Consider the following 14,124-nt stretch of genomic DNA (forward strand, 5'->3'; position numbering starts at 1 on the left):
GCGATCAGGAGTTCTTGCGCGTGAACAGACGCTTGATCGCCCCGCCCACCGCGGCGAAGCCGATGAGGATGAACTTCCATGCCGCCGCGAGGAACGTGCCGATGATGGCGAAGAAACCCTTCTTCGCGGCGACGGCGGCAACACCGCCGGTAATCAGTGCGGCAAGGCCGTATTCGGCGACGCGGTCGCCCGTGTGGAAATCGCTGTAGGACTGACCCGGTGCGAATGCGAAGCCACCGAGCGTGCCCTTGAAGTCGGTCACCGCCTGGTTGAGGACCTGGGGGTCGGACACCAGCACGACGTTCATGACGCCGCTGCGCCCCAGGATGCGCGCGTTGTAGTTCACCACGTCGCTGTGCGATTTATCGCTGCGCGCGAGGAACGACCAGGTCAGCGACTTGAACTGGGTGTCGTACTGCGGCTTGTTCTGCCAGCCCACGAGGGTGAGCGTTTCCCAGCCTCGTGAACGACGCTCCTTGTTGCTCTCCTCGGTGCCCTGCTTCACGGACGCCAGAATGTCGTCGGGATCGAGTTTCTCGTCATCCTTGACGTAGCCGACATCGTCGTAGTCGAAGAACGCGGTCCACTTCATATCCGTCGGCGCAAGCGTGTACGTGTCCGCCTCGTCCGGTGGATTTTCCATCAGTTCGTTCAGGCGCCTGGTACCCACGGGATCGAGGAAGGCATAGCCGTCGGGTACATCGAGCGTGGCCTGCGCACCGAGCTGCACCTTGGTTGGGCCGACTTTCCACGGCAGGTCGGACAATTCGTTGGCGCTGGCAAGCGCGCTGACGAGGGACAGCGCGAGCGCGACTGCCAACTTCCTTGCAAATCCAGTCATGCGGGCTCTCCAGCGAGCTCAGAATGCCGAGGTAAAAGATAGAGGCGGACCACGAGAAGCTCCTTCCGGTGAGCAGGCACAAGCGCGACGAAACTCGCGCCCCCGGCGCGAATTCATGATTCCAGTGAAAGTCGTGCGAGCCCCCGGCACGACGTGCGAGAGTTTGCGACCAGGGCAACGGGAGCGTCAAGGCGATGTTCCGGCACCGGACTCTTGCCGGATACCGGCGGCCCTCCGGCGCGTGCGGCCGGACGCTCCGGCAAACTCAATCGGATCAACGGCTTTGCGCATGTGAACGACGGGACGAGCAGCGAAGCCGCGCACCCACTAGAATGCGCCCCCTCGCCGTCACCGCCCTGCCCTCCCCATGCATATCGTCGTCAACGAAGAACTCAAGGCTTACATCGACCCGCTGTCGGCGGACGAATACGAGGCGCTGGAGCGCAGCCTGCTCGCCGAGGGTTGCCGCGACGCGCTCGTGCTCTGGGGCGACACGCTGGTGGACGGGCACAACCGCTACGGCATCTGCCGCAAGCACGATATTCCTTTCAACACCGTGCAGAACGAGCGCTTTCAGTCGATCGACGATGTGCACCTGTGGATGATCGAGCAGCACCTGGGCCGGCGCAGCGTGTCCGATTTTCAGCGCGGCGTGCTGGCCCTGCGCAAGCGCGAAATCCTCGCCGAGCGACGCGCACGCATCGAGGCGAACGGCGGTGAAGAGAGGTCCGAGGTGCCCTTCGACACCGAAGGCGCTCAGCCAGCGGCCGCGAAGCCCGCCCGCTTCAACCCGAACGAGAGCCGCAAGGAAATCGCCCGCGAGGCAAGGATCAGCAGCAATCAGGTCGGCATGATCGAGAAGATCCGCAAGGAGGCCGCCCCGGAGGTGGTCGCGGCGGTCAAGTCGGGCACGCTGTCGATCAGCGCCGCCGCGGCGGTCGCCACCTTGCCCGAAGAAGAACAACGTGCGGCCGCCACCGGCGGCGATGCCGAGCTGAAGCAGGCCGCCAAACGGGTGCGCGAGTCGAAGCGCAAGCCGCGCGAGAAGCCGAGTGACGACGTGCTGGCCTTGCGCGAACAGATCGCCGACCTGGAAGCGGAAAACCGGAACCTGCGCCGCGAAATCGAGACCCTGCGGGTCCGTCTGGGCGAGAGCGTGCCTGAGGACGCCGATGAGGCCATGGCGGAGTAAGGTAGCTGCAAGGGGTCGGGAACTAGCATGGCCCCTCAGCGATCCAAGGCGTAATCCCCGGAGTTTGCCCCGCATGAAACCGATCGTCGTCCTCGCCACCCTGTTCCTCGCCGCCTCGACCGCGATGGCGCAGGACGCAACGAAGCCGCTGAACCTGCGTTTACCCGCCGACTACACGCCAGCCCCCGCCAGCAGCGCCCCCGCGCCTGCCCAGGCCGCCGACGCTAGGGTCTCCGCCGATCCCAAGGCTCCCACGGTGGCGCCGAAAAACGGCGGCGAGAACATCGCGGTCACGAAGTCCCGCCCGCTGGATCCCCCCGGTACCTACTACGGCGACACCAGTGGCCGCATGGACGGTGTGGAAGCCGACGATGGCACGCCGCGCTGCGACGACGCCACCTACAACAAGCCCCAGGTGCATGGCAGCGTCACCACCGGCGTCGTCAGCGCCAGCCATGGCGGCAGCGGCAACTACCAGGCCGGGGCGGTCAACCTCAGCCAGGCCTTCGGCAGCTGTGAGCATCCCACCGGCGGCGTCAGCATCTCCGTCGGTGCCGGCCAGGGCCACTTCGGCGGCGGCCGCATCCGCTGATCAGACCGAGCGGAACAGCACGATCCGCTCCGCTGCCTCAGGGTCCGGGTCGTCGCTGACCAGCCACGGCTGCCGCGCGAACGTACGCGTACACGGGCCCAGAGCCACCACACGCACGGCACGCCGGGCCGCCTCGGCTTCTATCCTGGCGACGACGTCGCGCAGGACGGTGCCGATGAACGGCGTGAACAGATAGAAGACGTCGACGCCGGAAAAATCCGCCTCGCGTGCATCGCCTTCGACGAACCGCACTCCCGTCAGCCCAAGTGACGTCGCCGCACGCGTCGCGACATCGACATAGCCCCCGTCGCGCTCGACGCCGATGCATCGCGCGCCCGTCAGGATGTGTGCCAGCAAGGGGACGTGACCCAGTCCCGAACCCAGATCCAGTACGACATCGCCTGCCGTGATGCCGCCTCTGGCCAGGCCGTCAACGATGTGCCGGGCGGGTGTGGGCTGGTAGAAGACCATCTCGGGCGGCAGCGGCCCGGCATCCGGAAGCGGCTCGTCCAGGGCCAGCACGCCGGCCAGGAGCGCGTCGAGCGGATCGTAATGCTGACCCGAGGGGATTCCGACGTCGAGCCAGGGCGCGAGCGCCTGCCTGCCTTCACCCGCGCGGATTCGTTCGCGCAGCGACTCGTACAACTGACGATCCACGGCATCGAGCGCGTCGAGGAGACGCACCACCCGACGAGTCAGCGTCGCATCGCGCAGACCGACCTGCCCGAGGTCGAGCCGGTCCGCCGCATCGGCTCGTACCAGAAAGGCATCGGGCCGATGCCAGTCCGTGCGTTCATCGAGCTCATCGAGGTAGGCCACCAGTCGCTCGTTCAATAATGTCTCTCCGGAAAACGGCGCCACCACCGACGCAGCCAGCTCATGCGCGACGGAAAGGCCCGATCCATCGGCACGCGCACGGCCACTTCGGTACCGCCCTGGAGACAGGCCGCGATGGTGGCGATGCCACCCATCGCATGCGCGCGCTCGCGTATCCCGCGCAGCCCCCAGTGACCCGCACGGCCGTCACGGGAAACGGCATCCTCGATGCCGCGGCCGTCGTCACGCACGTAAAAGAGCAGCATACCGTCATCTTCTTCGAGAACGACGTCGATGCGGCTCGCGCTGGCATGCGTCACCGCGTTGTGCACGGCTTCGCGTGCGATGCCATGCAGTTCGTCGCGCGCCAGCGGATCCAGATCGAGCACGTCGAGCCGCACGGTGACGATGACCGGCACCGTGTGATCGGACGCGTAGAAGCGCGCCATCGCTTCCAGAACGTCGTTCAGTAGCATGTCTTCCGTGCCGTGCGCGCGCAGGTCGCGGACGCGGTCACGCGCTTCGACGAGCGCTTCCTCCGCGCGGTCGAGCGCGCCTTCCATCGCCGTGCGTACCGGATCGTCCGGCGCGACGCGATTCGCGATCGCCTGGAAGCGCATGGTCAGACCGTGAATGCTCTGCAGCAGCGTGTCGTGCAGTTCGCGTGCGATGCGTTCGCGCTCCGCATGGCGTTCGTCCAGGCGCCCCCGCACGAGCGCCGCGACGCGCCGCCCCCTGAGCAGCAGGGCGATCCAGATGGCGAGGAGCAAGGCGGCGATACAGACCAGCGCGAACCACAGCGTCTGATAGAACGCCGGCGACACGGTGACCGCGATCGAAGTGCCCTGCTCGTTCCAGACGCCGTCCTCGTTGGACGCGGTCACGCGAAACACGTAATGACCCGGCGGCGGATCGGTGTACACGGCTTCGCGATCGGTACCCGCCTCGCGCCAGCGCGTATCCAGGCCATCCATCCGATAGCGGAAGCGCACGCGCTCGGGCATCGACAGGCTGGTCGCGGTGTAGGCGATGCGCAGCCGCTCGGTGTTCGCCGGAAGCGTGACGCTGGACGAGGCCGGCCAGGTTCCCGCATCCGTGGAAATTTCCCGGACCATCACCGACGGCGCGACCGGGTTGCGCCGTATGGCCGACGGATCGATCGACACGACGCCGCTGGTCGTCGCGAACCACAACCGTCCATCGTCGGCCACTACCGCGGTGGGCAACGGACGAAACTGCGCCGGCGTACCTGGCAATCCATCGAGCGAATCGAACAGCATGACCGGCGGACGGTAACCCGGCTCGTCGAGGGCCTGGCGCATGTCGGCCGAGGCGATCCGCGCGACGCCTTGCGCGGCGTTCATCCAGAAATCCCCGCGACGGTCGCGCACCAGTCCGGACACGCCGCGCAGCGGCTCGCCAGCCGTCGGAATGCTGCGCACGCTGCCGCCGCGAATGGCGGCGATACCCAGCTCGCCGCCCACCCATACGGTGTCGTCGTCGTCCAGCAGCGCGGTGACGTTGCCCACCTGCAGACCATCCGCCGCGCCGATCACCCTGTCGCGGCCCCCGTCGCGGACGATGAGCACGTTGCGCGCAAAACCCATCCACAACCGCTGCCGGGTGTCACGGAGCAACACCAGCGGCGAGGGGTCGTTGGATACGCTGGGTAGCGTGTCGTGAATCCAGCCCTCGCCCGTGTAGTGGTAAATGCCGGGGCGATTGATCGACAACCAGGCGCCGCCGTGGCCGTCGCCGACGATCGCCTGGACGCCCGTGTAATCGTCCGCGGGGAGCGATGCGAACGGCCGCGGCACGCCATCCACCATATGCCACAGACCGCGCGGTCCACCGAGCCAGGTCGCGTCGCCGTCGCGGGCCGCCGCCGTGATCGCTTCCGGGAACGCCGTACCGGTGACGTTCGTCGCGTCGACATGCGTCAGCGGACGGTTCTTCGTACCTACCCAGACCCCGTGCCCGGGCGCGGGGACCAGCGCGAAATCGGTGGCGCCGGGTGACAGCGGCGCGGGAAGCAGGCGTCCCCGGCGGAAGCGGTCGAGGCCGCGACTTCCACCCACCCAGATGTTGCCTTCGCGATCCTGGATCACCGCGCTGAAATAGTCGGAGCTGAGACCGTTACGTTCGACGAAACGCTCGGCCTCCGGACTGTCCGCTTCGATCGTCTGGCTGGCGAGCCAGTCGATGTGCGGAACGCGACGGATACCTTCGCCGAGCGTCGGCACCCAGAGCGCACCGTCGCGATCGAACAGAAGACCCGCCGACGACATGTGCAGCTTCGGCCCCGACAGCGCCGGGTCGCGTGCGCCGTTCCATGCCGGCCGCACGCCATCGTCGGCCTCGGCGACCCAGATGCTGCCATCGGGGGCCTCGGCGATGCGGTTGATCCGGCCGACCGCTCGCGTGGCGACCTCGAAACGCTGAGCACCCGGCGCCAGCCAAGACAGCGCCTGCTCCGTCGCGACCCAGAGTCGACCCTCGCGATCGACCGAGAGGTTACGCGCGCGCACCCCGGGCAGCCCCATGGCGGGACCGACCACGCGCCACCGATGGCCCGCCAGCGTGACCAGCCCATTGAAGGTCGCCGCCCAGACCCGCCCATCGGGCGTGCTGGCCATGGCGTAGATCGTCGCGGTCGGCAGGCCGGAACCCGCGGCGTAATGCGTGGCACGGTCGTGATCGATGAAGCTGGCCACACCGTAACGGAAGCCCACCCACAACCCGCCCGACGGGGGTGCGTACAAAGAGGCCACACTGGACGCGAGGAAGTCACCGCCTTCGCGGGGGCGATAACGTTCGAAGCGCACGCCATCGAACCGGTACAGCCCCGTCTGCGTGCCCAGCCACAGGTAGCCATCCGCCGTCTGCGCCAGCGCCGTCACCTGGCCGGGCGCACCTTCCCGCACCGTCCAGGCGGTGTGATAGAACTGCTCGATACGACGGTCGCGGCTGTCCCTTGCGGTGGCGTCCGAGGTGGGCCACCACCCGACCAGGACACCGAGCAACAGCCATATGCACGCGGCGAGCGCGCGTCCGGAAACCACCCCTGATCACCCCTCTCCGACCCGGTGGCAACGATACCTCTTCAGGGGTACCCACGTCGCCCGGCCGGAGGTGATACGGCTCAGCCCGCGAATCCCGCCTCGCGGACAAAGGCGACGGCGTCGGCCAGCACCCGGGCCGCCGCAGGTGAGCGCTGCGGGGAAGCGAGCACGTGTGCCGCGTGATCGTAGGCGATCAGACGGCAGCGTGACCCGGGCGAGCCCAGCCAGTCGAACGCCTCGCGCATGGCGGCGACCGACGTCAGCGTGTCATGGTCACCGGCACCGCCGTCCCACACGCCGAACAGCACCGGGCAGACGACATCGCGCAGGTGCCCTGGCTGCATCGTGCCGAGAAAGAGTCCGGCGACGGCGCGGTATCCGTCGGAGTGAATCACGGACGACCAGTAGCGCCGTTGAAACGGCGTTCGTTCGCCCGGCACGTCCACCGCTCCCTGCAGCCGAGCCGCGGCGCGAAGTTGCTCGGGATCGTAAACGCGGATACCGGGAGACCAGGCGACCACGCCGGCGACCTCAGGCGCATGTCGCGCCGCGAGGTCGAGCGCCAGCGATGCGCCCATCGAAGTGCCGACGAGCAGTACCCGTTCACCGAGTCGCAGTCCGATGCGCAGGGCCTCATCGGCGTCCGCGCGCCAGCGCTTAGCCGACGCACCTGCCATCGCCGTGGGCAGGTCGCTGCCGTGGTCACTGAGTCGGTTGAGGAACAGATGGGCGCCACACGCCTCGGCGATGGCCCGGTGCGCGGGATCCCCCTCCGCCTGACTGGCGGTGAAGCCGTGCAGATAAACCACCGCGAGCGGGAGCCGGCTGCGGGGTCGCCCCGGATGAAACACGATGCGTGCCTCGTTGTCCGGCTTGAGGCCGGGCATCGAGCGCTCGTGCCCGGCGACGTCCTCGGCCAGTGCCTCCAGATCGTTCACGCGCTGGCGGCCGCCTCGGCGTAACGCCGTTGCACGTCGACGAAGCGATGGACGGCCCGGGAGAGCGCATCCAGTTCTTCGGTGACGCGCTGTACATCCGCACCGGCATCGATCAGCAAGGCGATGTCGCCGCAGACGTGGTCGGCTCCTGGTACCCCCAGATTGCCCAGGACGTTGCGCAATGCATGGATGGCCTCGGAGGCGGCTGCGATATCGTGCGACTGGATCGCGGAGCGAAGCGAAACGCAGTGGTCGTCCGCCGTACGCGAGCACAGGTCGACGAAGGCCTTGAAGTCTTCGCGCGTGCTGAGCGCGCGCATCTCGTCGAGCGGCGAGCTCTCCTGCCGTCCCTGGGGCAAGCCGACCGCCGGATGCCAGTGGCGTGCCGCGTCGTCGAGACGACGCTCGTCGGCGATCGATTCGATCACGTCGAGCAGCCGCTGCGCCGCGATCGGCTTGGTGAGGTACGCGCGCGCACCGGCCTTGAACGCGATGCGTACGGCGTCGTGACTGGAGTCCGCGCTCAGCATCACGATGGGCGGTACCGCCTCGGTACGACGCGCCACCTCGATCCGTCCCAGCACGTCCCAGCCGGAGCTGCCCGGCATGTGCAGATCCATGAAGATCAGATCGAACGTCTCGGTCGACAGACGCGCGAGCGCCTCGTCGCCGCTGGCACTGAAGGTCGGCACATGCCCCGCGCGTTCGAGGATGCGACCGACAATCTCGCGATTGGCCGCGTTGTCGTCCACCACCAGGCAGTGCTGCGGGGCGACGCGTCCGCGATGGTCGTCGAGCAGATCCACCAGCGGTGTCTCCGCCACGCTTCGCGAACCGGCGGCCGCACGACGCAAGGGAAAACGCCAGACAAAGATGGTGCCGCCCATCGGATTGTCCATCACCTCGAGCGAGCCACTCATCTGCTCGGACACGTTCCGGACGATGTAGAGACCCAGGCCGACGCCTTCCTGGCGCCGGCTCTCGCCACCGCTGAGCTGATGAAAGGGATCGAACACGCGCTGCTTGTCGGCGTCGGCGATACCGATACCGGTGTCGCTCACGGTACAGGCGATGGTCGGGTCGTGGCCGCCGACGCCTTCATGCAACTCGATGCGCACGTCCACCGAGCCGCCAGGCGGCGTGAATTTCACCGCGTTGGACGCCAGGTTCGAGAGCACCTGCTCGATACGGCCCGGATCGCCACTGAAGACGCCCTCCACCGAGGCGTCGCGGGAGACGCTGAAGGTGACGCGCTTCTCGGCCGCATAAGGACGGCACACTGCGCCGACCGTACTCAGGACTTCGTCGAACGCGAACGCCTGATGGCGCAGGTTGAAACTGCCGCCGGCAAACGATGCCACGTCCAGGACCGCGTTGACCCGGTGGAGCAAGGCGTTGGCATTGGTCGCCAGAAGCGCGACCAGGCCGCGCTGGTCATCCGACATCACCGAGGTGTCGATCAGGGACGCCGCATGAATCACCGTACTCAGGGGAGTGCGCATCTCGTGACTCATCATCGAGATGAAACGATGCTGCGCTTCGCGCGACGCGATCGCCTCGGCGGACACTTCGCGCAAGGCGTACATCATCCGGTAAAGCATCACCGGCAACACGATGACCAGGGCCAGGGCGTATAAGGCGTAGGCGGGACGACTGAGCCAATAGCCATCGGGCGCCACGACCGCGAGAATCGCGACCGAGGCCACTACGCTGGCGGCGAACGCGCGGCGGCTGTATCTGACGCCGACGGCCACGGACAGGAACGGGAGGACGGCCGTCACCGTGATCACCAGCATGAACGCGGCCTTGAGAAGCACGGCCACGATGACGAAATTGGTGACGTTACCGATGGCGTCGATCACCGGCGTCTCGCGCGGCGCCCCGGCACGGACGAACAGCATCCAGAAGGTACTGAGGACGAACAGCAGAACGGCGACCGGGACGACGTGGTGCGATTCAGTGGCCATGGGCACCGGGCCATGCAGCCAGGCGGCGCTCCAGACGACGACGAACCCGAGGATCACCGCGCGCATCAACGAGACGTGGTACTCGCTGAAGCTGGCCACGATGCGGTCGATGCGCGGATTGCGCAGACGCTTCGCAACCTCGCTGAGCATCACTGGCTCGGCGCGTTTACCGCTACCGCCGTCGATCTTCATGCCAGCCTGAACCCGCGACTTCCCCCGATAGCCTCCTAGTCTATGATCTTGCGCGCCGCTGGCAAGTGCGGGTGGCGCATTCATATTGGTGAATTCGTTTACGTCGGGACTTACGCAGTCGGCCCGGATTTCCTGAGGACGGTCTTTTTTGCGGCGGTCTTTTTTGCGGCGGTCTTTTTCGTGGCCGTCTTTGTTGCCGCCGTCTTTTTCGTCGCCGCTGCCCGGGCCGGCTTGCCCAGTTCGACCCAGACGGGCGCGTGATCGCTGGCCTTGGGCAGATCGCGTACCCATCGGTCGACGTCGGACTTCTTCAGCCGGGTCGCAAGATCCGGCGACAACAGCAGGTGGTCGATCCGCAGGCCGCGATTGCGCGGCCAGTGCTGCCGGAAGTAGTCCCAGAAGGTGTAGATGGTTTCGTCCGGATGCATCTTGCGCAGGGCGTCGGTCCAGCCCTGGGCAAGCAGACGCTCGTAAGCATCCCGGCTTTCGGGCTGGAGCAAGGCATCCCGTCTCCAGTTTTTGGGGTCGTAGATGTCGCCGTCGGTCGGCACGACGTTGTAGTCGCCGGCCAGTACCACCGGATGACCGGAATCCAGCAATTGCCCGGCGTGCTGGATAAAACGCTCGAACCAGGCCAGCTTGTAATCGAACTTCGGACCTGGCCACGGATTGCCGTTGGGCAGATAAAGGCAACCGACGAGAACGCCATGGGCCGCCGCTTCGAGGTAGCGGCTCTGGAGGTCCTTTCTGTCGCCCGGCAGGCCGCGGCGGCTCTCTACGGGATCGGCACCCTTCGCGAGGATGGCCACGCCATTCCAGGAGGCCTGCCCGGCCCAGAGGGCACCGTAGCCTGCGTCATGGATCTCCGCGACGGGAAACGCCTTGTCCACCGCCTTGAGTTCCTGCAGGCAGACGATGTCCGGCGCCTCGCGCCCGAGCCACTCCAGCAAGTGCGGAAGCCGGGAGCGGATGCCGTTGATGTTGAAAGTGGCGATCTTCATGACGCAGGACTTTTCCCGACCCGGGGTGGACAGCCGGTGACGGCGGCACGTTGATGCACCTCTGGCCTGCCCGACCTTTGGCACGCCTTTTGCCACGATCCAAATGTAGACGGTGCGTGAAGGTTTGAGACCTCTGAAAATCCGCGTTTCGAAAAAATTTACACCCCTTGCGGATATGCCATTGGGCACCTTTGCGGCAAGACGTCGCGCCGGCATAAAAGCACCCAAATACCCATAGTTACACTTAATTTTGCTGCGTCGCAGCAAGACGTTTAGACGGCTGGACGGCCATCCGCCTGGGCGGTGCGTGCTCTGGACAACCCGAATCGCCTCATGTACACCTTGCGTTAAGTCCATTTGGATCGAGGCAAATGGGCGTGTCGCGATGGAGCGCGGGGAGGGGTCTTTCGGCTCCGTGCAAAGCGACAGGCGGGGGCCTGTCGTTACGGCCCCGTGTTGCCGTCAATTAATGGCATCACTTTCCGGGGAAGGCATGAAGAACCATTTTCTCACTCGCAGGAGCGCACTCGCACTGGCGGTCTGTACCTGCCTGGGTGGCGTTTCGAGCGTCTACGCACAGTCGACGACGGGTAGCATCAACGGCAGCGTGCCCGCAGGCGCCAATGAGACCGTCGTGGTCGAGAGCGGCACCGGCTTCCGGCGCGAAGTTCCGGTGGACGCACGCGGCCGTTATGCCGTTAACCAGATTCCGCTCGGCACGTATACCGTGACGCTCATGCGCGATGGCGCAGCGGTCGATACACGCAAAGACGTGAGCCTGCGCGTGGGTGCGAGCACCGATATTTCGTTCAATGCAGCGAGCGCCGCGCCTGCGTCCGATGCGACATCACTCAGCGGCGTCACGGTCACCGGCACAGCCCTTCCGAATATCGATGTCACGTCGGTCGATTCACGTACCGTGATCACATCCGAGCAGCTTGCCAAGCTGCCGCTGGGTCGCAGTGCCGAAGCCATTGCCCGCCTTGCACCTGGCGTGGTCAACAACGGCGGCGGATTTGCGAGCGACACCGGCCGCTCGGTCGCCAGTTTCGGCGGCGCCGCGGCCAACGAGAACGCGTACTACGTCAACGGCTTCAATACGACCGATCCGCTTAACGCGGTGGGCGGCCTGCAGTTGCCCTATGGCGCCATCGACCAGCAGGAAGTCTACACCGGCGGCTACAGCGCCCAGTACGGGCGTTCCGACGGCGGCGTCATCAGCCAGGTCGGTAAGCGCGGCACGAACGAATGGCACTTCGGTGCTCAGGTCCTTTGGGAACCCGCCTTTGCTCGCGCAAGCGCTGACGACCTGCACTATGCGCGCGTCCCCGCTACCGCACCCGCGGGCAATCTTTATCAGCCAAAGAGCCAGAATGACCAGTGGACGACCACGGTCAGCGCTTATGCAGGCGGCCCGCTGATCAAGGACAAGCTGTTCTTCTTCGTCGCGGGTGAGTTTGAAAAATCCGGCCGCCGTAACGTGAACGCCGTGGGCAATAACACTCCGGCATCGACCAACGACTATAGATCGCCGCGGTGGTACAGCAAGCTCGACTGGAACATCACCGATAGCAACATCCTCGAACTGACCGGCGCGTCCGACAAGCGCGAAGGTTCGGGTACGCGATACAACTACGACTACGCCAACCTCAACCGGACCAGCAAGATCGGTCCCGTCGATAACACGAAGACCGGCGGCGACCTGTATGTCGCCAAGTACACGAGTTACATCACGGACAACCTGACCCTCAGTGCCATGTACGGTCAGATGCGCTCGAAGAACTACGACCAGCCCGGCGACTATGACCCGACGTTGGCCCGGGTCGATAGCTCACAATTCCAGAATCCCGCACTGAACGGCGGCACCGCCATTCGCAATAATCAGGTCGATGACATCAGTCAGCCGGGCCGTAGCAATAAGGCCACGAACTTCCGTTTCGATGTCACCTATACGCTCGGTGACCACACGATTGCTGTCGGCATCGATAACGTCAAGTCGCGGGCAGACGACTTCGGCACGGCTAGCCCGGGTCCTGGATACGCCTGGAACTACGGCCAGCAGACGGACCCCACGCAGCCGATTTCCGATGCTCCGGGCATCAACTTCGTACCGGGTACGGCCGGTTATGCCAACGGGGCGGGCGGCTACTACGTCAGCCGCAACGTCGTAAACAACCTAGTCAATGTGCGCTCGGATCAGCGGGCTCAATACATCGAGGACAAGTGGCAGGTCACCGATACCGTGCTGCTGTCGCTGGGCATCCGCAATGATCAGTTCACCGACTACAACCAGTTCGGCCAGGCATTCATCACGCAAACGAAGCCGCAGTGGGCGCCTCGACTCGGCGCATCGTGGGACGTTAATGGGGATGGCAGCTTCAAGGTGTTCGGCAACGCCGGGCGTTACTACCTTGGCCTTCCTCTGAATCCGGCCACCGGCGCCGCCGCAGGCTATACGGCGACACAGCAGTACTACACCTACAGCGGAATCGATGCGACCGGTGCGCCGACGGGCCTGACTCAGATCAGCCAGCCAGTCTCGGCAAACAATTCGTACGGCATCCCACCCGATCCCCGTACGGTTGCGGGCAAGGGCCTGAAGGCTGAGAACCAGGATGAGTACATCCTCGGCTTTGACAAAACCTTCGGCGACCATTGGGTTTACGGCGCCAAGCTGACCAAGCGCGTGCTCAACTCCGCGATCGACGATTTCTGCGATGTCGGCCTCGTCACGGATAAGGCGGCGGCGCTCGGCTATGACATCGCATCGACGAACAGCTGCTACCTGATCAACGGTGGTCATTCCAACACCTTCACACTGATCGACACCGGAGGGAACGCCGTCAAGGTGCCACTCAGCCGCGAAGAAATGGGCTTCCCCGCGTTGAAGCGTCGCTATTACAGCCTCGAACTGTTCACCGAACACAACTTCGACGGTGTCTGGTACGGCAAGTTCGACTACGTGTTCTCACGCAGCTACGGCAATACCGAGGGTCAGGCTCGTACCGACACGCGCCAGGATGGTGCGGCCGGCAGCGTCGACTGGGATAACCGCTATGTCATGGAGAACGCCAACGGCCCGCAGGGCAATGACCATACCCACGTCTTCAAGGCGTATGGCTACTGGCAGTTCGCACCGGAATGGCAGCTGTCGGGCAACGTCCAGGCGATTTCCGGCGCACCGGAAGTTTGCACGGGCTACTACGGCGCGGGGCATACCGATCCGGTGTCCTACGGCAGCTCCTACCGCTATTGCAACGGCGAGCCGTCTCCCCCGGGTAGCCATGGCCGCCTGCCCTGGACGTTCCAGCTCGACCTCGGCGTGACCTACCGTCCGTCGTGGGGCGACCAGAAGCTCGCGTTCTCTGCGAACGTGTTCAACGTCCTCAACCAGCAGCGGGCGACGTTCCGTTATCCGGCAAGCGAGGGCCCGGCCAACACGCTCAATACGATCTACCGCGTACCGCTCTACACGCAGGATCCGCGTTACGGCCGTCTTGCCGTGACTTACGACTTCTAAGAA

The 14,124-nt window shown here is 65.5% G+C and carries 9 protein-coding genes; 3 read left to right on the plus strand and 6 right to left on the minus strand.

All coding sequences use genetic code 11. From position 1 onward, the window contains the following. Nucleotides 1-4 precede the first annotated feature (4 nt). Nucleotides 5-841 carry a DUF2167 domain-containing protein gene (locus B5X73_RS10945; protein ID WP_079521708.1) on the minus strand — a complete coding sequence of 279 codons (837 nt, stop codon included), beginning with the start codon at nt 839-841 and terminating at the stop codon, nt 5-7. A 367-nt stretch (nt 842-1,208) separates the two neighbouring features. Between B5X73_RS10945 and B5X73_RS10950 the strand changes: the two genes are divergently transcribed. Together B5X73_RS10950 and B5X73_RS10955 are read left to right on the plus strand one after the other, a co-directional pair. Continuing rightward, on the plus strand, nt 1,209-2,033 hold the full coding sequence (locus tag B5X73_RS10950; RefSeq protein ID WP_079521709.1) for a plasmid replication/partition related protein: 825 nt from the start codon (nt 1,209-1,211) through the stop codon (nt 2,031-2,033). Nucleotides 2,034-2,106: 73 nt separating this feature from the next. After that, nucleotides 2,107-2,625 (plus strand): hypothetical protein, encoded by a 519-nt coding sequence (locus B5X73_RS10955; protein ID WP_079521710.1) that lies wholly within the window; start codon nt 2,107-2,109, stop codon nt 2,623-2,625. Here the strand turns inward: B5X73_RS10955 and B5X73_RS10960 are convergent, their stop codons facing one another. The 5 genes from B5X73_RS10960 to xth all read right to left on the minus strand — a co-directional run bounded on the left by B5X73_RS10960 (nt 2,626) and on the right by xth (nt 10,601). Continuing rightward, nucleotides 2,626-3,459: a methyltransferase domain-containing protein gene (locus B5X73_RS10960; RefSeq protein ID WP_079521711.1), complete on the minus strand. Its 834-nt coding sequence runs from the start codon at nt 3,457-3,459 to the stop codon at nt 2,626-2,628. Further along, nucleotides 3,456-6,503 carry a sensor histidine kinase gene (locus B5X73_RS10965; protein ID WP_079521712.1) on the minus strand — a complete coding sequence of 1,016 codons (3,048 nt, stop codon included), beginning with the start codon at nt 6,501-6,503 and terminating at the stop codon, nt 3,456-3,458. Before B5X73_RS10965 ends, B5X73_RS10960 begins: the two co-directional genes overlap by 4 nt. An 80-nt stretch (nt 6,504-6,583) precedes the next feature. Continuing rightward, nucleotides 6,584-7,441, minus strand: coding sequence for an alpha/beta hydrolase (locus tag B5X73_RS10970; RefSeq protein WP_079521713.1), 858 nt, complete (start codon nt 7,439-7,441; stop codon nt 6,584-6,586). Continuing rightward, nucleotides 7,438-9,600, minus strand: coding sequence for a hybrid sensor histidine kinase/response regulator (locus B5X73_RS10975; RefSeq protein ID WP_176167812.1), 2,163 nt, complete (start codon nt 9,598-9,600; stop codon nt 7,438-7,440). The genes B5X73_RS10970 and B5X73_RS10975 overlap by 4 nt, the downstream gene beginning before the upstream one ends. 110 nt (nt 9,601-9,710) lie before the next feature. Further along, the gene (gene xth, locus B5X73_RS10980; protein ID WP_079521715.1) at nt 9,711-10,601 is read right to left on the minus strand and encodes an exodeoxyribonuclease III; all 891 of its coding nucleotides are present in this window, start codon (nt 10,599-10,601) and stop codon (nt 9,711-9,713) included. A gap of 493 nt (nt 10,602-11,094) precedes the next feature. On the opposite strand from xth, the gene B5X73_RS10985 reads away from it, so the two are divergent. Continuing rightward, a complete protein-coding gene (locus tag B5X73_RS10985; protein ID WP_079521716.1) occupies nt 11,095-14,121 on the plus strand; it encodes a TonB-dependent receptor in 3,027 nt (1,008 codons plus the stop codon). Nucleotides 14,122-14,124: the final 3 nt, after the last annotated feature.

The sequence above is a fragment of the Luteibacter sp. 22Crub2.1 genome, assembly GCF_900167995.1.
GTDB lineage: Bacteria > Pseudomonadota > Gammaproteobacteria > Xanthomonadales > Rhodanobacteraceae > Luteibacter > Luteibacter mycovicinus.